23 protein-coding genes are annotated in these 22,842 nt (G+C 46.6%); 8 read left to right on the forward strand and 15 right to left on the reverse strand.

Features of this window, described 5'->3' with window-relative positions; genetic code table 11:
* Positions 1-4: 4 nt before the first annotated feature.
* Together R7Z41_RS04715 and bioH are read right to left on the reverse strand one after the other, a co-directional pair.
* Positions 5-469, reverse strand: a complete 465-nt coding sequence (locus tag R7Z41_RS04715; protein ID WP_005379316.1) for a hypothetical protein — start codon at positions 467-469, stop codon at positions 5-7.
* Between the two features lie 124 nt (positions 470-593).
* Complete coding sequence (gene bioH / locus R7Z41_RS04720) at positions 594-1,361, reverse strand: pimeloyl-ACP methyl ester esterase BioH (protein WP_021707605.1); 768 nt, start codon at positions 1,359-1,361, stop codon at positions 594-596.
* Between the two features lie 84 nt (positions 1,362-1,445).
* On the opposite strand from bioH, the gene R7Z41_RS04725 reads away from it, so the two are divergent.
* The 4 genes from R7Z41_RS04725 to cysQ all read left to right on the forward strand — a co-directional run bounded on the left by R7Z41_RS04725 (position 1,446) and on the right by cysQ (position 4,471).
* The gene (locus tag R7Z41_RS04725) at positions 1,446-2,171 is read left to right on the forward strand and encodes a phosphoribosyltransferase family protein (RefSeq protein WP_065275014.1); all 726 of its coding nucleotides are present in this window, start codon (positions 1,446-1,448) and stop codon (positions 2,169-2,171) included.
* 97 nt (positions 2,172-2,268) lie between these two features.
* Positions 2,269-2,853 (forward strand): Fe-S biogenesis protein NfuA, encoded by a 585-nt coding sequence (nfuA, locus tag R7Z41_RS04730; RefSeq protein ID WP_005379313.1) that lies wholly within the window; start codon positions 2,269-2,271, stop codon positions 2,851-2,853.
* A gap of 176 nt (positions 2,854-3,029) precedes the next feature.
* Positions 3,030-3,599 carry an ADP compounds hydrolase NudE gene (gene nudE, locus R7Z41_RS04735; protein ID WP_065275013.1) on the forward strand — a complete coding sequence of 190 codons (570 nt, stop codon included), beginning with the start codon at positions 3,030-3,032 and terminating at the stop codon, positions 3,597-3,599.
* 44 nt (positions 3,600-3,643) lie between these two features.
* Complete coding sequence (gene cysQ / locus R7Z41_RS04740) at positions 3,644-4,471, forward strand: 3'(2'),5'-bisphosphate nucleotidase CysQ (protein WP_005379308.1); 828 nt, start codon at positions 3,644-3,646, stop codon at positions 4,469-4,471.
* Between the two features lie 303 nt (positions 4,472-4,774).
* On the opposite strand, the gene R7Z41_RS04745 is transcribed toward cysQ, so the two are convergent.
* From R7Z41_RS04745 to gspC, 12 genes are read right to left on the reverse strand one after another with little or no spacing between them, the layout of a single operon-like run.
* Positions 4,775-5,536 (reverse strand): type II secretion system protein N, encoded by a 762-nt coding sequence (locus R7Z41_RS04745; RefSeq protein ID WP_017635007.1) that lies wholly within the window; start codon positions 5,534-5,536, stop codon positions 4,775-4,777.
* A 1-nt stretch (position 5,537) separates the two neighbouring features.
* The gene (locus tag R7Z41_RS04750) at positions 5,538-6,029 is read right to left on the reverse strand and encodes a type II secretion system protein M (RefSeq protein WP_005383002.1); all 492 of its coding nucleotides are present in this window, start codon (positions 6,027-6,029) and stop codon (positions 5,538-5,540) included.
* A gap of 7 nt (positions 6,030-6,036) precedes the next feature.
* Positions 6,037-7,239 (reverse strand): type II secretion system protein GspL, encoded by a 1,203-nt coding sequence (gene gspL, locus R7Z41_RS04755; RefSeq protein WP_225477629.1) that lies wholly within the window; start codon positions 7,237-7,239, stop codon positions 6,037-6,039.
* The gene (gspK, locus tag R7Z41_RS04760) at positions 7,208-8,218 is read right to left on the reverse strand and encodes a type II secretion system minor pseudopilin GspK (protein WP_005379302.1); all 1,011 of its coding nucleotides are present in this window, start codon (positions 8,216-8,218) and stop codon (positions 7,208-7,210) included. Before gspK ends, gspL begins: the two co-directional genes overlap by 32 nt.
* A complete protein-coding gene (gspJ, locus tag R7Z41_RS04765) occupies positions 8,211-8,888 on the reverse strand; it encodes a type II secretion system minor pseudopilin GspJ (RefSeq protein WP_054574181.1) in 678 nt (225 codons plus the stop codon). Before gspJ ends, gspK begins: the two co-directional genes overlap by 8 nt.
* Entirely contained in the window at positions 8,875-9,264 is a 390-nt protein-coding gene (gene gspI, locus R7Z41_RS04770) for a type II secretion system minor pseudopilin GspI (RefSeq protein WP_017635009.1), read from the reverse strand. Before gspI ends, gspJ begins: the two co-directional genes overlap by 14 nt.
* Complete coding sequence (locus tag R7Z41_RS04775) at positions 9,251-9,850, reverse strand: prepilin-type N-terminal cleavage/methylation domain-containing protein (RefSeq protein ID WP_206970517.1); 600 nt, start codon at positions 9,848-9,850, stop codon at positions 9,251-9,253. Before R7Z41_RS04775 ends, gspI begins: the two co-directional genes overlap by 14 nt.
* A 29-nt stretch (positions 9,851-9,879) precedes the next feature.
* Positions 9,880-10,323 carry a type II secretion system major pseudopilin GspG gene (gene gspG, locus R7Z41_RS04780; RefSeq protein ID WP_005379298.1) on the reverse strand — a complete coding sequence of 148 codons (444 nt, stop codon included), beginning with the start codon at positions 10,321-10,323 and terminating at the stop codon, positions 9,880-9,882.
* Between the two features lie 59 nt (positions 10,324-10,382).
* On the reverse strand, positions 10,383-11,600 hold the full coding sequence (gene gspF / locus R7Z41_RS04785; RefSeq protein WP_005382993.1) for a type II secretion system inner membrane protein GspF: 1,218 nt from the start codon (positions 11,598-11,600) through the stop codon (positions 10,383-10,385).
* Complete coding sequence (gene gspE / locus R7Z41_RS04790; protein WP_005379296.1) at positions 11,600-13,102, reverse strand: type II secretion system ATPase GspE; 1,503 nt, start codon at positions 13,100-13,102, stop codon at positions 11,600-11,602. The genes gspF and gspE overlap by 1 nt, the downstream gene beginning before the upstream one ends.
* Positions 13,102-15,120 carry a type II secretion system secretin GspD gene (gene gspD, locus R7Z41_RS04795; RefSeq protein ID WP_065275010.1) on the reverse strand — a complete coding sequence of 673 codons (2,019 nt, stop codon included), beginning with the start codon at positions 15,118-15,120 and terminating at the stop codon, positions 13,102-13,104. Before gspD ends, gspE begins: the two co-directional genes overlap by 1 nt.
* 36 nt (positions 15,121-15,156) lie before the next feature.
* The gene (gspC, locus tag R7Z41_RS04800) at positions 15,157-16,083 is read right to left on the reverse strand and encodes a type II secretion system protein GspC (protein WP_065275009.1); all 927 of its coding nucleotides are present in this window, start codon (positions 16,081-16,083) and stop codon (positions 15,157-15,159) included.
* 253 nt (positions 16,084-16,336) lie between these two features.
* Between gspC and hslR the strand changes: the two genes are divergently transcribed.
* The 4 genes from hslR to R7Z41_RS04820 all read left to right on the forward strand — a co-directional run bounded on the left by hslR (position 16,337) and on the right by R7Z41_RS04820 (position 21,903).
* Complete coding sequence (hslR, locus tag R7Z41_RS04805; protein ID WP_005379292.1) at positions 16,337-16,723, forward strand: ribosome-associated heat shock protein Hsp15; 387 nt, start codon at positions 16,337-16,339, stop codon at positions 16,721-16,723.
* Positions 16,724-16,754: 31 nt separating this feature from the next.
* Positions 16,755-17,630: an Hsp33 family molecular chaperone HslO gene (gene hslO / locus R7Z41_RS04810; RefSeq protein ID WP_005379290.1), complete on the forward strand. Its 876-nt coding sequence runs from the start codon at positions 16,755-16,757 to the stop codon at positions 17,628-17,630.
* 336 nt (positions 17,631-17,966) lie between these two features.
* The gene (pckA, locus tag R7Z41_RS04815) at positions 17,967-19,595 is read left to right on the forward strand and encodes a phosphoenolpyruvate carboxykinase (ATP) (RefSeq protein ID WP_005379288.1); all 1,629 of its coding nucleotides are present in this window, start codon (positions 17,967-17,969) and stop codon (positions 19,593-19,595) included.
* Between the two features lie 190 nt (positions 19,596-19,785).
* Complete coding sequence (locus tag R7Z41_RS04820; RefSeq protein ID WP_065275008.1) at positions 19,786-21,903, forward strand: AsmA family protein; 2,118 nt, start codon at positions 19,786-19,788, stop codon at positions 21,901-21,903.
* Here R7Z41_RS04820 and R7Z41_RS04825 read toward each other — a convergent pair.
* Entirely contained in the window at positions 21,889-22,806 is a 918-nt protein-coding gene (locus R7Z41_RS04825; RefSeq protein ID WP_005379283.1) for a bifunctional GNAT family N-acetyltransferase/hotdog fold thioesterase, read from the reverse strand. The two genes, R7Z41_RS04820 and R7Z41_RS04825, sit on opposite strands and share 15 nt — an antisense overlap.
* Positions 22,807-22,842: the final 36 nt, after the last annotated feature.

Raw genomic sequence — 22,842 nt, forward strand, 5'->3', positions numbered from 1 at the left:
GTCGTCATAATACTGCTATCACTTCTGACGGGGTATGGGGAGCGACTGCATGACCATAATGAAACTTGATCACCTTCCTGCGCTTTTCCATTAATCCTTCATTGATCGCAGCATCCAAAATGCGCTTTGGTAAGCGAAAGCGGATCGCGTAGCCTTTCCCCTGGTCTTCACTATACGATTTGAGCGCAAGCAAACTAAAAAGCCGTTCTAGTGTATCTTCCGGCTCTTCTTGATAACGCGTGTCGACTTCCGTTTCCATATCATAATCAGGATGCTCTGAAGGATCCCAAGAAGACTGACGTCGGCGCTTGTCATCACCTTTTACTTTTCGCTCTGCATTGGTTTTGGCCAATGCGACCGTTGGCGTTACAGGCTCTCGGACTTTATTGTCGCGAGCTGCTTGTTCCGTCTGCACATTCACGGATGGGGCGATCAGTGGCACACTTACGTTGGTCGGTGACACAATCATTGCGAACCCTCCTCAGAGTCGCCCAACTCGTCAATATGGCTTAGCTTTATTGGCTAATAAAACCTCACCAGCCTTTATATCGACCACTTTTTAAACAACTTGAGGTGTTTCCGCTCGCACTTGCTCAATCGTGAGCAAACTCTCGGATTTGAACACAAAATTCGTCATGTTCGGTGATAAAAGGCGCATGAGAGGACTGATTAAAAACAAACTGCTGGGTATGAGGCAACTGTTCACTTAAATCGTTAGCTACTTTAATTGGCACCAACCCATCTAAACGGCCATAAAGACGCAACATTGGAACAGAAAGAGACGTCAACGCATCGCGCAGATCCACATCAGCAAGGATGTTTAGCCCAACCAACAGCGATTCAGGGTTTGGCTGAGGGCGCGATAGTATCGCTTGCTTGAGCTGTTTAACGTCTTTACGCGCTGATGGGCTGCCCATCGCTTGCAACGCCATAAAGCGCTCAATGGTCAGTGAGAAATCTTCTAGCAACTGAGAGGTGAACGCACTCAGTACATTCGGTTGAATGCCGCGCCACGGTTTTTCTGCGGCAAATTTTGGTGAGCTGGCAACCGTAATCAACTTAGCCACGCGCTCGGGCATATTTAATGCCACATGCGTCGCCACTAAACCTCCGAGGGACCAACCAAGCCAAATCGCTTTCTCTGGCGCACCTTGCACCACCAAGTTAGCAATATGGTCTAAATCTTCAGCATGAGATTCGGCGCTATGTCCGTACCCCGGAAGGTCAACCACATGAACTCGGAAATAAGGTTGAAGAGACTCGACTGTCTGCTGCCATACCGCACCATTCATGCCCCACCCATGAAGTAACACCAAATCTGGTCCCTGACCAAATGACTGCCAGTGTAATTTCGTGCTCATGCTCTCAATCTCTCCCACTTATTTTATTCCCTACGGCTTCAGCCAAGAGTTAGGCTGAGTAAAATATCACCATGAATAAACGCTATGTTATCTCATCACTGGCAAAACATCATGCATCGTGTATTGAGCAGTCAATGCGGCCTGTGTCGGCTCCCTATTCAAACACCAAGCCACACAAATACTCTGCGCTGGTGCGAGCACTGTTTAAAATACCTAACTCCAGTAAAACGATGTCAACGCTGCGGTTTATCATTACAGAAAGAAGAAATGAGTACGGATAGTATTTGTGGTGAATGTCTTTCAGAGCCACCGCCATGGCAAAGGCTATACACGTTAGGCGATTACGACTTTCCCCTTTCACGGGAAGTACAACGCTTTAAAGATCACGGAGAGTCTTGGCATGTAAAAGCATTAACCGAGCAACTGGCACTGCGCATCACCACGCCAGCTCCAATCATTACCAGTGTGCCATTGCACTGGCAGCGTTACCTGCGCCGGGGTTTTAATCAAAGTGATGTTTTAGCCCGACACCTCGCCAAGCAATTGCAGACTAATTTTGATGCGAAGGTCTTTCGTCGAGTAAAGCTCGCCCAATCACAGCGTGGTAATACCAAAACAAGCCGTGAACAAAACTTAAAAGGCGCGTTTATTCTCAATAAGCGCCCTCACTCTTCCCATGTTGCCATCGTCGATGATGTAGTCACCACAGGCAGTACCGTCCGACAATTATGTCATTTACTACTTGAAGTTGGCGTAGAAAGCATCGATATTTACTGCATCTGCAGAACACCTGCTCCTCGTTCTCTCTAGATCGCTTCGCCATGCCTTAGCATCAAAAAGACTAGACCCATACGTCAACAAGAGTAGAATAGCAGCAGTAACCTACAAATTTACTCGGGTATTCGTCGTGTCAAATATTACTATTACAGAAACTGCGCAAACGCATTTCGCTAACCTTTTAGGTCAACAACCTGAAGGCACTAACATTCGTATTTTCGTTGTGAACCCAGGTACACAAAACGCTGAGTGTGGCGTGTCTTACTGCCCACCAGAAGCAGTAGAATCGACCGACACTGAACTCTCTTACAGCGGTTTTTCAGCTTACGTGGATGAGCTAAGCCTGCCATTCCTTGAAGACGCTGAAATCGATTTTGTTACCGATAAAATGGGCTCTCAGCTAACGCTAAAAGCACCTAACGCTAAAATGCGTAAAGTTGCGGACGACGCACCACTGGTTGAGCGCGTTGAGTACGTTATCCAAACTCAAGTGAACCCACAACTTGCTGGCCACGGTGGTCACGTAAACTTGGTTGAGATCACTGAAGACGGTGTTGCGATTGTTGCATTTGGTGGCGGTTGTAATGGCTGTTCTATGGTTGACGTAACACTAAAAGAAGGCATCGAGAAAGAGCTGCTAAACCAGTTCATTGGTGAACTAACCGCAGTTCGTGATGCTACAGAACATGACCGTGGTGATCACTCTTACTACTAAGAGTAAACACTGTCAGAAAATGGGAGGCTTCGGTCTCCCATTTTTGTATCGATACTGAGGTGATGCTGAGATGCTTAGCTCGACTCGTAAAATCCGCTAGAAACTCAGGCGGAGTTCTCATATATTAAGAATCTTACGCATCTCGTAAACGCCAACGACACCAAGGAGCCAGCGTCATGCCGAAACGAACCCCACCAGAGATACTCTCATGCCAGACGGTTGCAAAATCCAAACTGTTTGCTGTGGAAGCGCTCGACCTTCGTTTTTCCAATGGTGAGCACCGTACTTATGAGCGTATGAAGCCAAGTGGACGAGATGCTGTAATGGTAGTCCCTGTAACAGAACAAGGCGATTTATTACTGGTGCGTGAATACGCCGCTGGAACTGAACGTTACGAGCTAGGTTTCCCAAAAGGGCTGATTGACCCAGGAGAAACACCACACCAAGCTGCGGATCGTGAGTTAAAAGAAGAAATCGGCTTTGGCTGCAATCAGTTAACCCCGTTGAAACAAGTTATCCTCGCGCCATCTTACTTTTCGAGCAAAATGACTCTATTTTTAGGACAGGCGCTTTATCCAGAGAAGCAAGAAGGCGATGAGCCTGAACCACTGGAAATTGTGCGTTGGCCACTTGCGCAAGCCGAAGAGTTATTAACTCACATGGATTTCTGTGAAGCACGAAGCATCACAGCGCTAATGTTGGCACTGAAACACTTACCAAACACCACTCACAATCATAACCAATAACGGTCATTAGAACCGAATAACACTGTGAGTAAGGACTATCACTTATGCCAATGACAAAAGATCTATCTCACCTACTTCCTCAAGTCATCGAGATTGCCCGCAGTGCTGGGCAAATGATCCTCGAAATATATGAAAAGAAGCAATACGAGGCCTACACCAAAAGTGACGAAACTCCCGTAACAAGTGCAGATATTGCAGCTCACAAGTTCATCACTGAACGCTTGAGTGATCTGACGCCTGACATTCCCGTGTTGTCAGAAGAAGACGCAGACATAAGCTTAGAGCAACGCGCTCAGTGGGAACGTTATTGGTTAGTCGACCCTCTTGATGGTACTCAAGAATTCATCGCTCGCAGTGGTGACTTTGCCACTATTATCGCGTTGGTCGACAACAATCGACCAACCATGGGCGTCGTTTACGGTCCTGTATCTGGCGTGACTTACTACGCTTATAATGGCAAAGGCGCCTGGAAAATTCCCGACATGTCGGACAGCGTCAAAATCCATACACACAAACACGAACAGCCAGAGCAAAGCATCGCAATTGCTATTAGTCGTCGCCAAGACATCAATCGTATTACTAACCGTATGAGCAGCGCCTGGAATTACGACTTAATACCGCTCGGTTCTGCGGCATTGAAAGCATGCCTCGTCGCGGAAGGGGCGGTAGATTGCTATCTCCGACTAGGTCCAACAGGTGAGTGGGACACCGCTGCGACACAATGCATTGTTGAAGAAGCTGGCGGACGTATTCTCAGCACGCAATTAGAACCGCTGTCATATAACGAGCGGGAAACACTAGAAAACCCGAATTTTATTGTTCTTGGTGATGCGGATTTACCTTGGAATGAGATTTTACAACGCAAAGATTAAGCGCCCTATCGGTAAAATTTAGAGCACAAAATTCTAGCAATAGAAAGGCCACGAATATCTTCGTGGCCTTTTCTTTTTGACCTTCTGTACAGCACTTGGAGTATTTGGCCTACCATGTTCCAGTTACTTGCAAAGCTGAACAAAAGAAACAAATCGCTTAAAAAATCATGACTTTAAACTTTCATTCACTCCCAATCAAGATCGAATGTACAGCGAATAGAGGTTTTAGCTTACGATGATCCAAAAGCAAAAAGAGCTGCACAATAGCAGCTCTTTTAAGATATTGGATTTTGTCACGATAGGTTAGAAGCGCCCTTGGTAGTTAAACTCATATTGACCTTGAGCATTCGGCTTACCCAACCATTTCAGTTGCTCCCCCATGCTGGATGGGAACTCTGCACCAGGTTTGAACCACGCTTTGGTTGAGTACCGTTGATTAGGCATCAGTTCAGCGGAAAACGCCGCAGAGACTTGTTTGCTGCTCTGCTCACCAGTTGCCGTCAATACACTATCCTGACAGTTTATATCGGCAATCACAGGACCGAGATCTAAGCTGCCAACGGGGCTTTGAATACCACTGGCATTCCATACTAAAGTGCCTTCACCGTTCTTACACCAAGGCGCAGCATAAGTCGCATGACGAATATTCAGCTCAAGCTGCCCATCAACACCAACAGGCACAGGGAGGCGCGCTTGCTCAACAACTTTTACCGCCGGAATCGAGGCAACTAAGTTTTTGGCATAAGGGCCATCACTTAAGCTATAGCCGACAAAACCGCGCCCACGAACGTCCATTTCACTACCACGACCAAAGCGCACAGCAAACTCAGCTTTACCTGTCAGTAGACTCGACCATTGGAAATCCCAATTAACTTCTCCAAGGTTCTGGCGCTGCCAACGAATACTAGCAGCTTGACCTTGCCATACCGAACCGTTGGCTCCTTGAATGTCCAGGCCTCTCACTGTTGGTGCTTGTTGTAACACCCAAGAGACTGGTAATCCCATTAAAAGACTGACTGAAAAAAAGACGATAAAGATAACAACGTAAAGTACTGCTCGCTTCACCTTAACCTCGCTTAAACTGAAGGCGGTTTACATCGATCATGCCCGCTTGCTCTGTTCGGTCGATATCTAAAAATTCGACTTCAATACCCTGTTGCTCTTTCAAGTAACGTAACCAATCCACTAGTTGATTAAACGCGAGTGGTTTGATCCACACTTGAACGCTCTCATTACGAGGTTGTACTCGAATCAACTCAACTTTATAACGACGAGCTGAAGAAGAAACTAACTGATTCAACGGTTGACTAGAGTAGCTCACACCGCTGCTTTTTCGCAGTGCAGTGATGCCATCCGCTTTATCTTGTACCCAAGCTAGCAACTGCTTTTCACTTTGAATACGTGACTGAGCTAGCTCCGCACGTTGACTCATTGGTTGTAATAAACCCCAATAAATAATACCGATAACGGCAATAGCGCCACATCCCATGACCAAACGCTGCTCACGCTGCGAGATGCTGCTCCACCAAACCTGAGCTTGAGAAATTAAATTTTTCATCATCACCTCACAAACGCTTCAAAACAAAGCTGCCAACCACAACGTTATCGCTACGGTTCAACTGACCTTGCTCAACATTAAACTTCTCTGCCAATTTCACACGAGCCTGCTCAAAAGGTTGGAAGTCTGAACTACGAGCCTGAATACGTACTTCGCCACGTTGTCCGTCGTATTTAAAGCTAGTGATCTCCAAGTCGCTGACCTGACCAAGCGTCGCGGGTAATGCCGCCAACCATGACAACATTGCCTGCTGACCACTTCCACCAGATAAGCGGCGCTCTTCATCATCCATTTGTCGTTTGAGGTAACTAACGGTAGGAATGCGTCGTTTATTTGGGAACACCTGGCGGAAAATACGCTCACTCTCCTCACGATACGCTTGAGCTTGTGCTTCGTACTTGTGGACCACGAGCAACTGCTGCGCAACCATGACGACAATAAGCACCCCCGCAGCAATGGTGGCTTTTTGCCAGAGCTTCCAGTATTTACCCCAAGAAGATTTCGGCTTGAAGATCCCAGTCAGCAAATTGACTTTGCTTTCTGTCACCCCCTTCGCCAGTAAAGCCATCGTCATTTCTTCTGGTTGCGGCTCCCATATTTCAGGTAACGCAGATTCCGGGACCGAGCTAAAGCAATCGAGCTTCCAACCTTCATTATTTTGTAGATAAGAAGAGAGGTAAAGGTCTAACCAAGAAGCGTCGACAACCGCGCCCTCTGTCGCAGAGTGACGAATTAGCCATTGCTCGCCAATCATTGCAGCACTGCTGTGCTCTCCACGAACCGGTAATGCAAGCACATCGGGTAAAATGCGTTTAATGGCGATACCTTGGCTTGAAAAACGTTGCAGTACAGTCTGAATCCAAGCACGTTCAACTGCGCAAATCTGCGCTTTGTCCGCTTGTTTACCCAACACGCTAAAGTGCAGGCCATCAACGTCCTGAGCAACTTCGTCTTCCACTAAGTACGGTAACATCGCCTCGAATTGGCGTGTTGCACCAGGCGGTATATCCACTTGCGTCAGGACCACATCATTACTCGCCAACAGCGCCACAACTTGGCGCTGACCAGCATATGAGACCAATTCATCTAAGTGTTCCCACCCGGCGATTTCACCGCTAGCAATCACTTCCTGTTGATCTGTCGACCACACCCCCCAAGGAATGGTACTTTGTTGTTCGCTACTCAGCCGAACGGTCAGAAACTCGCTCACTGATCCCTCCAAAACGACGGCGAACTACGGTCACCGTTTCTCTATTTGTACTTTGCAAAAGGCTTCGGATACGTACACGTGATTCATCCACCAACACTTGTGCATCCAATTCAAAAAAGGCGCTATCCACACCCAAATAGCCTTTGGCGTTTTTCTTTACATCTTCACTTAAGCCAGCCATTTCTGACTCTGCTAAAAATTCATCAATGCTATCCCACCCATCAAATGGGCGTTTTTCAATTAGCTGAATCGCATCACTACTGCTTAAGTTTGGTGAGAACATTGCCACCAAAATCGGAGCTTGCTCAACATCAATCGTATTCACGTTTAAACGCCAGTCATCACTTGGTAATGCACAGACCAACGGCTCCAATTTTTGGAAAATTTCACCACTCACCTGATAGACAGCCCGTAACTCGGAAGCATCTGCCATCCAACCATTTGATGCTAAATAGGAAGGCTTCATCGCTTCATATGTGCTGTCTTCAACCCCAGTAGTCGAACGGACAGAGTCGTCAGCATCAATGTATTCCCAAGTAGAGTCTGCAATGATTTCTGCTTGATATGGCTCGACATCCAACTCTTCTAATAGGCGCTGCAATACATTCACTAAATATGGTCTTGTAATTTGCTGACCCGTTGGTTGCACACGACTCAATACATTTAGATTAAAGCACGCTTGCTTGTCTCTAATTCGTCCCGCCGCTTGACCATAATCTAACGGATAGACTTGCTCTTTTATCGCCCACGGTTGACTCATATTAATCGTGTCGGTGTCTTTATAACTTTGTTCGATACCCACTTTTGCTAGCGCCTCGACGCCAAGGCTGTACCAGTACGCTTGCTGGTAATTGATTTGATTAGCGCCTCGCTGAAACTGCAAGAACAAACGTTCCGACATGCTGGCGGCAACCGTCGCCATAATCGCCAGCAACATCAACACTATAATCAAAGCAACACCGCGCTGACGGTTAACCATTATTGCTGTCTCCTGAACTTTCCTCTTTCTGACTCAATGTGCCATCAGGAGTGAGATAAGTGCGGGTAATTTCTCCATAGTCTTTGAGAGTTAGAACAACAGAAACCGCTTTCGGCAGCGCTTTTTCTTCAGCCCACTCTTTTTTCCATTGCTTACCATCATAGAAACGCATATCAAATGACTCGACCTGCGTTAGCAATGGAGTAACAGTACCTTGTTGCCCAACCGGCGTATCAGGATAGCGCCACCATACTCGCTGCAGTGTTTCTTCTTTTAAGCGATAGCCAACCTTGGTTACTTCTCCACGAGGGAACTGCTGCTGAGGGTTGTGCCAACCTAAACGGGCAAACATCAGCCCTTTAGTATCGGAGTCCAACAGGTAATCGGACCAAAAAATTAGCCGGCTAGCAGGCTCTTCACCATTAGTACGTGTTTGACGCATCGCCATTTGACGAAAATCGTTATCCATCATCACCATGGCACGCTGAATTTCGTTTAAGCGTTGGGTTCGTTCTTGTGATAGCGCATTGCTACGCTGTACTTGCGATACCACTTGGTACGCAGCGACACTTAAACTGGCAAAGATGGCAATCGATACCAACACTTCAATAAGTGTAAAACCTTTTACCCTTTGGCGCGTGTTTGCGCGGGGATGATTATTGCGCCACATAGCTTCGTACCGTTACTACAGGGCTCGCGCTTTTCTCTACCGAGACGCTCACATCAAATGCTTTCAGCAATGGCTGCGTCGTGGCGACTGGCGTGACTTTCCAGAACCAAGTGCGTCCTGCCAGCTCTTCTGTGCCGTTTTTCGCTTTGAGTTCTCCGGTATTCAACATCACATTTGCCATCTGATTATCCACAACCATGGCTGCAAACATTTTTTCTTCTAAATAACTGATTGTATTAATATGCTGGCTCACGGAGCGAATGACACTGATGGCAGCGGTGGCGAAAATTGCCAGTGCGACCAATACTTCCAGTAAGGTCATGCCTCTCGTCCGGCGATGACTCAAATTTGGGCGAGCTTGCTTAAAATTGCGCATTCTCATCCTCTTTCACTTCTTCGCCCGGAGCTAATAACAAAATTTGTCCACTTTCTTTGCCAATGACTTGCCAACCGTCATTAAAGGTATCACCATTTTGCGGAAAAAAAGACAGGGTGAATGGCGTGACTTCAGCGCTGGAAAAGATAAACACTTGCGGTGGCTCAATTTTCTTTTCGTCCTCTTCTTCTGCGAACATGTCTTCATCAAAAAGAGAACCTGGTTTGAATAAGCGCTCATCATTATCCCAAGCACCACCTCCGAGCTCGAGTTGTAGCGCAATATCTTCTTCTAGCTTGGTTTTGCTCGGAATCTGCTTTAATTTCAGAGGCTGCCAACCTTCTGAGGTTAAACTCAGTAAAACGTAGGTCGATTTGGCATCATCCACTCGAACGCCAAAATCTTTACCGCTCAGCACCGCTTCTTCATTGAGCAACTGTAAACGCTGAAAAAAGCTTTGAGCATACTGTTTGGAAAGATCTTTTTGGCTAGTCGGTAACGTCGAGATCACGGCCACAGCCGTAAGAGATAGCAAAACCAGCACCAATAGAATTTCTATCAATGTAAAACCGTTATGTTTTCGCATTTGTTTCATTAGTGCTGGCTTAGGCTCAATTATTGGAAGTCTTGCATGTTCCAGTTGCCAATATCTGCAGCTGGACCTTCTCCACCCTCTTGGCCATCTGCGCCTAGAGTGAAGATATCGATTGTACCGTTATCACCTGGGCTTAAGTATTGGTACTGGTTGCCCCAAGGGTCATTAGGAAGACGTTTGATGTAACCACCATCACGGTAGTTGCGTGGCTCTGGGTTAGATGGCTTGCTAACCAATGCTTCTAGACCTTGGTCCGTTGTTGGGTAAACGCTGTTATCCAACTTGTACATATCTAGGGCATTTTCCAGCGCTACGATGTCCGTAATCGCTTTTTGTTGGTCAGCCTTCTCTTTGTTACCCAATAGGTTTGGAACAACGAAACTTGCCAAAATACCAAGGATAACGACAACAACCATCACTTCTAAAAGTGTAAAACCCTGTTGTTTACTACGCTTAAACTTCATTTTTTTCTCCGAAAGTTAGATTAAAGCCATGCCGTTAGTAGACACGTCTTAATTCGAAATTATCCGCTCATCAAGTTATTCATTTCTAGCATTGGCATCAAGGTCGCCATCACAATGAACAACACTAATCCAGCCATTAATGCAATCAGCGCAGGAGTAAACACACCCAGAGCAATATTGACTGTTGATTCAAAGTTTTGATCTTGGTTATCGGCTGCCCGCGTCAACATGCTCTCTAATTCACCACTTTGCTCACCACTGGCGATCATGTGTAGCATCATTGGTGGAAACAAGCGAGTTTGGTCCAACGCCTTACGCAAACTAGCGCCCTCTCGGACGTTATCCGCTGCAAGCAAGACTTGCTGCTTCACATAACGGTTAGACATAACATCTACCGCAACGCGCATACCCTCGAGAATTGGAATCGCACTGGAAGTACAGATCGAAAGTGTTCGTGCGAATCGTGCGGTATTCAAACCTCGAGAGATCTTACCTATTAGCGGTAAGCTCAAGATTTTTCTGTCCCAAGCTAAGCGAAAGTCTGGCTTTTGCAACGCCAGTTTGAGGCCATAGAAAAGCGCCACCAGCACAACGAAAATAATCAGCCCCCAATCTTGCACAAACTCACTGGCTGCCAGTAAAAATTGCGTCGATTGAGGTAACTCTTGGCCCATCTGAATGATGGGTTCAATGATTTTAGGAACCACTGTCGCCAATAAGAACGAAACGATGACAACCGCGAATACCACCAAAACTACAGGATAAATCATGGCTTGAAGCAATTTAGATCGCATCTTTTGGCGGTTTTCGACATAGTCTGCCAAACGCTCTAATACGGTATCGAGGTGACCTGATTTTTCGCCCGCCGCAACCATAGAGCGGTACAGTTCATCAAACACGTGTGGGTAATCAGCAAAACTGTCGGCGAGCGGATAACCCTCGGTTACTTTCGAGCGAACCGCAGCCAGCATAGAACGAATTCTCGGCTTTTCAGCCTGCTCAGAGACCGCGCGCAAACATTCTTCCAGAGGCATGCCTGATTGGACTAACGTGGACAATTGACGTGTGATGAGTGCCAGCTCAGATGTTGAGATGCCGCGCTTAAAGCTGACTGAGCCTGAAGACTTAGCCGATTTAGCTTTCGTCTCAACCACTTCAATCGGGATCATCCCTTGCTCTTTGAGTCGCTGGCGCACTTGTCGGGCGTTGTCCCCTTCTATCGTGCCTTTTTTATGCTTGCCTTTTGCATCTAGCGCTTTGTACTCAAATGCCGCCATTAGGTTTCCTTCGTCACTCGCATCACTTCTTCAAGTGACGTAATACCACGACGTACTTTGCTTAAACCATCACTGCGAATACTTGGCGTATGGGCGCGAACGGCTCTCTCAATTTCTTGTTCACCAGACTCTCGATGAATCAACTCTTGCACTTGCTCATCAACCATAATGAGCTCGTGGATACCTGTTCGACCTCGGTAGCCTTTTTGGTTACACGCTTCACAGCCTTTTGCTCGGTGCAGTTCTAACGGTTCATGCGCTTCCATACCAAACAGTTTTTTCTGTTCCGCATCGGCTTCATACGGCTCTTTACAGCTTGGACAAAGCGTTCGAACTAAGCGCTGCGCTAGCACCCCTAATAACGAAGAAGAAATAAGGAATGGCTCAATACCCATATCACGTAGACGCGTAATCGCACCCACTGCGGTGTTGGTGTGGAGAGTCGACATTACCAAGTGACCCGTTAAGGACGCTTGCACTGCAATTTGTGCGGTTTCTAAGTCACGGATCTCACCGACCATCACCACATCCGGGTCCTGACGCAGAATGGCACGCAAGCCGCGCGCAAACGTCATGTCGACCTTTGGGTTCACCTGAGTTTGACCGATGCCATCAATATCAAATTCGATCGGGTCTTCAACCGTTAGAATGTTGCGTTCGTTGCTATTGATCTCTTGCAAGCCAGCGTACAAGGTGGTGGATTTACCAGAACCTGTCGGGCCCGTCACCAAGATGATACCGTGAGGGCGGCCAATCAAGTGACGGAAGTTGTCATGCACTGAAGGGGTCATGCCCAAACTATGTAAATCAAGACGAGTCGCGTTTTTATCCAACAGACGCATTACCACGCGCTCCCCATGAGAGGACGGCATCGTCGATACACGCACGTCCACCGCACGACCACCGATACGCAACGAAATACGGCCATCTTGAGGCACACGCTTTTCTGCGATATCTAGTTTAGCCATAACCTTCACACGAGAAACCAGCAAAGGCGCTAGCTTACGACTTGGGGTCAGAACTTCACGCAATACGCCATCGACACGGAAACGAATCGAAAGGGTTTTCTCGAACGTCTCAATATGAATATCCGACGCACCTTCTTTGATCGCTTCGCCCAACATGGCGTTGATCAATTTGATGATTGGCGCATCGTCTTCCGATTCTAATAAGTCTTCATCATGCGGCAGTTCTTCAGCCAAAGAGAAGAAATCATCGCTATCAGCACCAATATCTTCCATCAACTGACGCGCTTCAGACGAGTCGCGTTGATATGCTTCAGTCAGCTTTTTATCAAAGGCTTCTTTATCGATAGGTTGCGGTACGAAGCTTTTCTTTAATACACGACGGACTTCAACCAGAGCCGCAGGGTTAAGCGGCTCGACATAGTAAAGAATAGGTGGACGCTCAGGATGCTCTGTCTCCAGCACCAGTTTAAAGCGGTTGGCAAAACTGAATGGCAGACGACGCATACTTGGCGCTGTGTCTAACATATCAACCATTAGTTGTTTTCCATTTGATCAATAAACGCTTGAATCTCTGTTGGGTGCTGACGCTCCTGGCCAAAGGCAGGCATAACCGGGATCTTCTCGTCAGCCATCAACTTCAAACCTTGATCCGCTTTGTAAAGCTGTTCTGCGCGAATAAAGTTGTATTTACGCTGCGTAATACCGTCGGCCGTCACACCATCGCGAATAATCGTCGGCTTGATGAACACCATCAAGTTACGTTTTTCTGTTTGCGTGCTAGTTGACTTGAACAGATGGCCAAGTACCGGAATGTCACCCAATAGCGGCACTTTAGACTCACTTTCAAGTGCGCGTTCATCGACCAAACCACCAAGAACCAACATCTGACCATCTTGGATCATGACAGAGGTGTTTAACTGTCGTTTAGCAAAGCGAACGTCAACCGCACCGTTTGCGCCTAATACGTTGGAAACTTCTTGTTCAATGTTTAACTGTACAGAGTCACCTTCGTTAATTTGTGGCACTACTTTGAGTTTGATACCGACTTCTTTACGGTCAACCGTTTGGAATGGGTTGTCGTTGTTTGAGCCAGCCGTAGAGCCCGTAATAACCGGAACCTCTTCACCCACAATAAATGATGCTTCACCATTATCCATTACAGTGATACTTGGAGAAGATAGAATGTTTGAGTTGGAGTCAGAAGCAACAGCACTAATTAGCGCTGTCCAGTCACCCATGACAATACTCATTGCCGCACCATTTACTCCGCTAAGCGCTGACGCTAGCGTAGAGTAGTCACCTGATTCAGTAACATCATATGGCGTTCGTTCGCCATTAGAGTTGGTATAGTATTCAGTGCGGGTTTGATCTTTTGCTTCTTCTAGACCAACCATCACCTGACCAATCGGGGCTCCTGAGTTACCGTACTGAATTACAGCACCCGTTTCTAATGAACCCCACTGAACACCTAGGTTAATACCATCACCTTCAGACATTTCGACAATTAACGCTTCAATAAGAACCTGAGCACGACGAATATCGAGTTGAGAAATGACGTCTTGTAATGCCATCATAATATCTGGTGGCGCTGTTAAAACTAACGAGTTAGTTGCAGCGTGAGCAGCAATGACGACCTCACCACGCGATGCACCTGATGCTTTCTGACCGGCTTGCTTTTCAGCTTGCAGGTTATCGGAAACACCTTTCAATACATCCACCAAGTCTTCAGCTTTCGCATTTTTCAGGTACACAACTCGGTTGTTACCTTTTGTCGCCATTTCAACATCAAGTTGACGAATCAAACGTTTCAAGCGGGCTCTTACTTTTGGATCACCAGAAATTAAAATCGCGTTAGTACGTTCATCGGCCACAATTTTAGGTTCAAGGAACTCTGGCGTGCTTTTCTGATTCGCACTTTTATTCAGTGCTTCGACAATGCGTACCATTTCAGCAGCAGATGCATTACGCAGCTCCACCAATTCAATTTCTTTATCACCGGCTTGGTCAACACGCTTGATGATCTCTGCTAAGCGATTCACTACTGCCGCACGACCTGTGATCAAGATAATATTCGCTGGATCATAATGAACCACGTTACCGGCACCGGCGTTATCAATCAGCTGACGAAGTAGAGGAGACAACTCTCGAACCGACACATTACGCACCGCGACAACTCGAGTGATAACACTATCGCCTTGCGCGCTGCCATCACCTAACACAGGGATTGCTGAGGTTTTTGAGTCTTTTGCTTTGATAACCTTAAGTACCCCATTGTCCATCTCTACGACTGCGTAACCGTATACTTCAAGGACATTAAGGAAAAAGCTGTAGTATTGCTCTTCGTTAAGAACGTCATAGCTGCGGACATCGATTTTACCGCGTACTGAAGGATCAACAATGATGGTCTTTTCGAGGTTACGACCCACTATGTTGATGAATTCTTGAATATCAGTGCCTTTAAAGCTCGCACTAAATTCGTTTGCCATTGCACCTGGTACGCAGAGTAAACTTCCTGCTAGTAGCCAAGCACTTTTGCTGAACCAATGTTTCACGTATGTCTCCCTGAACTTACGCCGGTTGCCTAAGTCTTACAATTGGATATAGATATCGTACTGTTGGCCGTCTCGCTCAACAGTTAAATTTAATTCTTGCGGATCGCTCATCACTTGCATCAGTTGTACTGAAGAAGACGGGTCACTTAAATCGATCCCGTTCAGTTGAACCGCAATATCGCCAGGTTGTAGCCCTACATCATTAAATAATGCGGCATCACGACCAGGTGATACTCGATAACCAACAATGTCTCCGTCTTTTTTGACGGGTGAAATGGTGATGTATTTAAAAACGCTTTGTGGATCTTTCGCAATTTCCTCGCGGATTTGCTCTAATTTCTCTCCAACGTCAGACGTCGCTGCTTCTGCTCGCTGAGCTTGCGCCCTAGCTACCTGCGGCGATTCAGATAGCTTCTTATATTCTATACCTTCCATCATTAAGGTCTCGTCTCGACCTTGGTTATTAATGATGACGCGATCCACCAATACCGCTTTTAGTGTCGCACGTGTCCCTTCGATTTCTTCACCCAAACCGTACGTAGCTTGCTTACCTCGGTTAGCAATAACAGCAAGGCTGGTGTTGGCATCACTACTTGCAACCGCACCGACCAGCGTAAGGTTAAGGCGCGTCTTAGGGGCGTCTTTAACAATAGGCTGTTCTACAACCGCCGCTTTTTGCTCAGTGTATTTACCGAATAGGTTGGCATTCTGAAGGGCATTAAAATCTATCGCGTCGCCTTTATTGCTCGCAGCAACGCTACTCGCCGATGGACGCCATTGCGGCACTTCCGACGATTGAGGTATGGCTAACCACACAATTTTGCCAAGTATCCATCCGGTTATCGCAATAAACAGACAGGTAAGCAACAAGCTAAGTTTGGCTTGAATGGTATAATGATTGGACTTGATCTGAGCCAGTAGCGGTCTGCTTGATAATCCTGCACTTAGCTCTAAACGTTTCACTGAATGGATTCCTTTATTCTAACGTCCGTCATTTAAGCTATAACGATAGCTATCGACTTTAAATTGCTAAATTTGCAATAAAATTATTACTCAACAAAGAGCAGTGAACTATATCACAAGTTGTCTTTCATACCTTTTTCTTATGCAGTTTTTGCCAACTCCCTTGAAAAAAATACGCCTTGACTCCATCTGTAGGTGAATAATCCATCACTCATTGCCGTATTCGGGCAGTGATTAGATAGCGTAGTGTTCTATGAGTTCCCTAAATGAAGCCGTTAGGCTAGATAAATGGCTATGGGCCGCAAGATTTTACAAAACCCGCTCCATCGCGCGTAACATGGTCGATGGCGGTAAAGTCCACTATAATGGCCAACGAAGCAAGCCGAGTAAAATCGTTGAAGTGGGCGCTGAAGTCAGACTTCGTCAAGGCAACGAAGAAAAAATCGTGATCATCGAACAAATCTCAGATCAACGCCGAGGCGCTCCCATCGCACAAACCTTATATCGCGAAACCAATGAGAGTATCGCGAAACGTGAGGAACACGCGACTCAACGTAAGCTTAATGCCCACAACCCAAGTCCGGAACGCCGCCCAGATAAAAAGCAGCGCAGAGACATCATTAAGTTCAAACACCAATAAAAGCCGGAATTACCAACGAGGAAAGCACTCCATGGCAAATAATGTTTTAAACCGCTACCTATTCGAAGATCTTTCAGTACGTGGCGAGTTGGTACAATTGGATGAAGCGTACCAACGTGTTATCTCCAGCAAGGAATATCCGGCAGCAATAGAGAAACTGCTGGGTGAGCTACTCGTTTCAACTACTCTTTTAACTGCCACTCTTAAGTTCGAAGGTTCGATCACCATCCAGCTACAAGGCGACGGTCCTGTGTCTCTTGCCGTTATCAACGGTGACCATAACCAACGTGTTCGTGGCGTAGCTCGCTGGGAAGGCGATGTTGCCGATGACGCAAACATTCACGATCTAATGGGTAAGGGCTACCTTGTGATCACCATCGAACCGAAAAACGGCGAGCGTTACCAAGGCGTCGTTGGATTAGAAGGTGACACTTTAGCAGAAGTGCTAGAAGGCTACTTTGCAAACTCAGAGCAGTTAAAAACGCGCCTATGGATCCGCACTGGTGAGCATGAAGGCAAAGCACACGCAGCAGGTATGTTGATTCAAGTGATCCCTGACGGCACTGGCTCTCCAGATGATTTCGAACATCTAGAGCAGCTCACTGATACAGTAAAAGATGAAGAATTGTTTGGTTTAGAAGCGAACGAGTTATTGTATCGACTATATAACCAAGACAAAGTACGTCTGTACGAGCCGCAACCTGTCGAGTTCCATTGTGGCTGTTCTCGTGAGCGTAGCGGTGCCGCAATCATCACCGTTGAGAAAGCTGAAATTTATGACATTTTGGCAGAAGTTGGATCAGTTTCTTTACATTGTGATTACTGTGGCACAACTTATACGTTCGACGAATCTGAAGTCACTGAACTGTATGCACAAGCTTCTACAGACAAGAAAACCCTGCATTAATTTACATAGCTTATCAAGCACGTAATTTACCCTACAAAAGGCCAGCTTAATGCTGGCCTTTTTGTGATCAACCCCTCGTAATAACTAGCCTCAAGCGTAATAAAACAACTGCTTAATTTTAAACAATTAATAATGATTTTGCCCTAGCGCAAAGGATTGCGTGCACGATAGACTATTCCCACCAATATGTGACGGGTTACCTAAAACCTTATTGAAATCATGGGTAAATTTTGAGCTATCTCCCTGTTTTCTCCCCGCCCCGTTGCTAGCATGGTGAGCAGATTAAAATTAAAACATTCTTACAAAATCCCTACAAAATCCTTATAAGGAGCACCTATGACCGTTATGGAACATACTAAGGCTGCAACACTTGATCTAACCAAGCACGGACTGCATAACGTAAAAGAGGTTATTCGCAACCCAAGCTACGAAATGTTGTTTGAGGAAGAAACGCGTGAAGACCTAACCGGTTATGAGCGCGGCGTGGTTACTGAACTAGGTGCGGTTGCCGTTGACACTGGCATCTTTACTGGTCGCTCACCAAAAGATAAATACATCGTCAAAGACGCTACGACAGAAGAACATATGTGGTGGACGTCTGATCAAGTGAAAAATGATAACAAGCCAATCACTCCTGAAGTGTGGGACGAGCTAAAAGAACTGGTCACAAACCAGCTTTCTAACAAACGCTTGTTTGTTGTTGACGGTTACTGTGGTGCAAACCCAGATACACGTTTGAGCATTCGTGTTATCACAGAAGTCGCATGGCAAGCGCACTTCGTTAAAAACATGTTTATTCGCCCGACAGAAGAAGAGTTAGCGACATTTGAACCAGACTTCGTAGTAATGAATGGCGCAAAATGCACTAATCCAAAATGGGAAGAGCAAGGCCTGAACTCAGAAAACTTCACCGTATTTAACCTAACCGAGCGCATGCAACTTATCGGTGGTACTTGGTACGGCGGTGAAATGAAGAAAGGTATGTTCGCCATGATGAACTACTTCCTTCCACTAAAAGACATCGCATCAATGCACTGTAGCGCTAACATGGGCAAAGATGGCGATGTAGCGGTATTCTTCGGTCTATCTGGTACAGGTAAAACGACCCTGTCGACTGATCCTAAACGCGCGCTAATTGGTGATGATGAGCACGGCTGGGATGATGACGGTGTCTTCAACTTCGAAGGTGGTTGTTACGCAAAAACCATCAAACTTTCGAAAGAAGCAGAGCCGGACATCTACAATGCAATTCGTCGTGATGCACTGCTAGAAAACGTAACAGTACGTGGCGATGGTTCTATCGACTTTGATGATGGTTCGAAAACAGAAAACACACGTGTTTCTTACCCTATCTACCATATCGATAATATCGTTAAGCCAGTATCAAAAGGCGGTCACGCGAATAAAGTGATCTTCCTATCAGCCGATGCATTTGGCGTACTGCCTCCAGTATCTAAATTGACACCCGAGCAAACTAAGTACCACTTCCTGTCTGGCTTTACCGCCAAACTAGCGGGAACAGAGCGCGGTATTACTGAGCCAACACCAACTTTCTCTGCTTGTTTCGGCGCGGCGTTCCTAACGCTTCACCCAACTAAATACGCAGAAGTACTGGTTAAACGCATGGAAGCAGCAGGCGCTGAGGCTTACCTAGTGAATACTGGTTGGAACGGCACTGGCAAACGTATCTCTATTCAAGATACACGCGGAATTATTGATGCCATTCTTGATGGTTCGATTGAAGAAGCACCAACTAAGCACATTCCAATCTTCAACCTTGAAGTACCAACGTCACTACCAGGTGTGGATCCTAGCATTCTAGACCCTCGCGACACGTACGTTGACCCACTTCAGTGGGAAAGCAAAGCGAAAGATTTAGCAGCGCGCTTTATCAATAACTTTGATAAGTACACAGACAACGCTGAAGGTAAATCCCTGGTTGCGGCTGGTCCTCAGATTGATTAAATCGAGTAACCGCGACGTCGCGTAAACGCAGTGAAAAGTTGGCATTAACTTATCACCTTTACGTAGGCCAAGTTACAAAAATTGCTTCAAGCCCCTCTTTTGAGGGGCTTTTTATTGAATACCACAGAATATTGATACAAGCTAAAGCCTATCTAGTTTTATTTCATAACACACGTAGGTTCTAGCAAAGATGAAAACAGCGCGTCGAGTTCTACTTCTGTTACTGGTTATCTTAGTTGCCATTCCAGCCGCTACGATTGCGCTGCTAACAACATCTTACGCGGACGCAACCTGGCGCTTGCTGTCAAACACCTTTTCTCTTCCCTTCCGGGCCGGAAGCGTGCGTTATGGCTTTCCCTATCACCTAACTTTACAACGCGTGAACACCAGCGGAGACGATGCGTCTTACATCGAGCAAGTCGATTTATGGATGAATCCCGATGTTTATCGCGATGGTAAATGGATCGTTGATAGTTTATTGATTGATGGTATGAGCTTGCAGTATGGCGCACCAAAGCTCCCACCTTTAGACAACGTTTTATTCCATCAAATCGCGCTCAAAAATATTGATTACGCCGACGAGCAGTTCTCTGCCAATGGCATTGACCTTCAAATTCAATCACCACAATGGAATGGTCAATTAATACCATATGGCGAAGTTCAACTTGCGGCCGACCAACTCTATTGGAATGGCGAAGCCTTTAATCAAGTCTTAGTCGATATAGACTACAAACCGCAAGACAGTACGCTTTATGGCACCTCTTTTAACTGGCGTAACAGTCAAATATCTGGGCAAGGGGAGCAGTATCCTCAAGGCTGGTCTTTAGTAAATGTGACCATCAACAAGCTGAAACTGAGTAATACGCAGCGCCAATCACTGCTTGCAAAACCTTGGCACGATCTACCATTTAGCATTAATCATATTAATAGCTTAGATTTGCTTAACGCCGATATTGAATGGGGCGACTGGCACTGGCAGAACTTGGATCTTTCTGTGGAAAACGCCACACTGCCACTGTCTCTCTGGAAGACAAAAGCTCAAGTGTCATTGCAGGCGGATAGCGTTCGATTCCAGCAGCAAACCGCAATAGAGCCACGTTTGAGTGCCGCTATCGAGCCAGGAGTAATCCAGCTCAACGAGCTCAGCTTAGATTGGCAGCAAGGTCGAGTGCAAGTTTCTGGATTGTTCACGCCAACACAATGGAAGCTCAAAGAAGCCTCTATTCAAGGCCTCAAGTGGGCAACACAGCCAGAAGACAACCTAAATTGGTGGCACGCCGCCACCAGCGAGTTAGAGCATGTTGCAATCGAACGACTCGACATTGAGCGCAGCCAAATTATCCAGCTATCTCACGAACCTTATTGGCAACTTTCCGGTTTAAATATCGAAGGACAACAGCTTGATATTAAACAGTCGGCTCAACGTTGGGGCCTTTGGCAAGGCGAATTGGAAGTCAGCGTTGTCAACGCCAGCTATGACCAAATACTCACGTCTCACGCAGCACTTGCCATGCAAAGCAAAGATGGCTTTTGGCAATTGACTCGCCTTTTTGCGCCACTCGAGGAAGGCTACGTAGAAGGCATCGGACAGATAGATTTGAGTACCCCAAGCCAACCTTGGGCGCTCAACGTCAATGCTGATGGTATTCCCTTATCGCTCTTCCACGATTATTTTTTACCCGACACACTGGCTATTGATGGTTTTTCCGATCTTAGCCTCGATCTACAAGGGTTATCAGGTGATCGCAACATGCTGGCCTACAGCTTATCGGGTGAAGTGGAAGCCAATCTCCGAGATACCCGCTTGAAGTCCCAAGCGGATCATTCGCTCAAAGCCATTACCTTAAGTCCACTGCGTTTAAGCGCGCAACGAGGGGAAGTTGCCATAAAGCCGGTCACCATCTCAGGAAAAGCCATAAGTGGTAAGGTTTGGGGAACATTTGATATGGCCAACAACCCGCTAAGTGGCATTACTTATCAATTGGAAGAGTCGTGCGGAAACATTGAAGGCGATCTACTAAGTGGCGAAACCCACCGTAATGAGTGCGTGAACGCATCAAAACTGGCCGAGCCTACTGATATTGAGACTCCACAGAAAAATGAACCTTCCATCGAGCAGCCAATCGTAATTGATAACATCAATTTGGAGACTCAAGAGGAAGAGCTTTACGAAGAAGTTATCGAAGAAGATGAAGTACCCGACACGAATTCCGCAGCAGAACAAACCCTCTCACCGACAGAGCAAGAAGGTGAAACAGATAAGCGCCCAGCAGATCAGTCGGCGCTTACCCCATCAGCAACTGAGTAACTGCGAGTAGTTCGGTATCAGCATATAGGTACCGACAAAATCAACAGCTGGCGTGTCACCACTATAAATCACTACGTGAATAACGATGCGTGCTTTGCGTCCCGACTCCAATCGGTCTAGGTCACCACTGATCCCATCCAACGAAGTACTCGCCACGGGGTTTTGTTCGACTGGTTGACGATAGCGAATCGAGCTGTCGGCCAACACAATATCACCGTGCAGCCCACGCTCTTTAAGCAGCAGCCACGTCATCCCCCACCCTGTCAGGGTTGCTAAGGTAAAAGCTGACCCAGCGAACATGGTGTTATGCGGATTAAGGTTAGGATTAAGCTGCGCACAGCATTCAAACTGGTAACCCGTGTACTGGTTAATCTTGATCCCCATTTTGTCGCTAATTGGGATTTGTTGCTCCCAGCGCTGTTGAAGCTCAGTACACCATTCAGGGCGACGTAACACATTGGCCATCGGATCCAGTTGCTTCACCATTTGCTGATGGCGCACAGGGCCACGCTCATCGGTCAGCTCACCTCGACGCTCAAAGCCATTTTTTTCATAAAAGGCGATGGCATCTTCACGGGCATTACACACCAAGCGTTTCGCTCCTTCCTGGCGTGCTAACGACTCTAGTGCAACCAAAACCAGCGAACCCATCCCTTTGCTACGGCGATTATTTTTAACCGCCATATAGCGGATCTGGCCATCATTGTCCGGCGTAATGTATAAACGGCCAATCGCCATAGGACGACCTCGACCATCAACAATCATGCGGTGATGACTCATTTCGTCGTATTCATCGCGCTCTGAGCCGATCGGCATACGCCATGGCTCACGAAGCAGTTGCCAGCGAAACTGATAATACTTGTTTATCTGATTATCGGTTTTGGGAGTAATGAGTTTGAACATATCAATCCTTTGAAAGCACAACACTAATCAGTGTCG

The organism is Vibrio sp. 1457 (assembly GCF_033340195.1).
Lineage (GTDB): Bacteria > Pseudomonadota > Gammaproteobacteria > Enterobacterales > Vibrionaceae > Vibrio > Vibrio alginolyticus.

Coding starts and splice junctions, on each gene's coding strand:
- hslO (WP_005379290.1), top strand. CDS start 16,755: ATGGCAAATAATGTTTTAAACCGCTACCTATTCGAAGATCTTTCAGTA.
- gspJ (WP_054574181.1), bottom strand. CDS start 8,888: ATGTGGCGCAATAATCATCCCCGCGCAAACACGCGCCAAAGGGTAAAA.
- nudE (WP_065275013.1), top strand. CDS start 3,030: ATGCCGAAACGAACCCCACCAGAGATACTCTCATGCCAGACGGTTGCA.
- gspI (WP_017635009.1), bottom strand. CDS start 9,264: ATGCGCAATTTTAAGCAAGCTCGCCCAAATTTGAGTCATCGCCGGACG.
- cysQ (WP_005379308.1), top strand. CDS start 3,644: ATGCCAATGACAAAAGATCTATCTCACCTACTTCCTCAAGTCATCGAG.
- R7Z41_RS04725 (WP_065275014.1), top strand. CDS start 1,446: ATGTTATCTCATCACTGGCAAAACATCATGCATCGTGTATTGAGCAGT.
- R7Z41_RS04825 (WP_005379283.1), bottom strand. CDS start 22,806: ATGTTCAAACTCATTACTCCCAAAACCGATAATCAGATAAACAAGTAT.
- gspE (WP_005379296.1), bottom strand. CDS start 13,102: ATGGTTGATATGTTAGACACAGCGCCAAGTATGCGTCGTCTGCCATTC.
- hslR (WP_005379292.1), top strand. CDS start 16,337: ATGAGTTCCCTAAATGAAGCCGTTAGGCTAGATAAATGGCTATGGGCC.
- pckA (WP_005379288.1), top strand. CDS start 17,967: ATGACCGTTATGGAACATACTAAGGCTGCAACACTTGATCTAACCAAG.
- gspG (WP_005379298.1), bottom strand. CDS start 10,323: ATGAAGTTTAAGCGTAGTAAACAACAGGGTTTTACACTTTTAGAAGTG.
- R7Z41_RS04750 (WP_005383002.1), bottom strand. CDS start 6,029: ATGAAAAATTTAATTTCTCAAGCTCAGGTTTGGTGGAGCAGCATCTCG.
- R7Z41_RS04715 (WP_005379316.1), bottom strand. CDS start 469: ATGATTGTGTCACCGACCAACGTAAGTGTGCCACTGATCGCCCCATCC.
- R7Z41_RS04775 (WP_206970517.1), bottom strand. CDS start 9,850: ATGCGAAAACATAACGGTTTTACATTGATAGAAATTCTATTGGTGCTG.
- gspK (WP_005379302.1), bottom strand. CDS start 8,218: ATGGTTAACCGTCAGCGCGGTGTTGCTTTGATTATAGTGTTGATGTTG.
- R7Z41_RS04820 (WP_065275008.1), top strand. CDS start 19,786: ATGAAAACAGCGCGTCGAGTTCTACTTCTGTTACTGGTTATCTTAGTT.
- bioH (WP_021707605.1), bottom strand. CDS start 1,361: ATGAGCACGAAATTACACTGGCAGTCATTTGGTCAGGGACCAGATTTG.
- gspF (WP_005382993.1), bottom strand. CDS start 11,600: ATGGCGGCATTTGAGTACAAAGCGCTAGATGCAAAAGGCAAGCATAAA.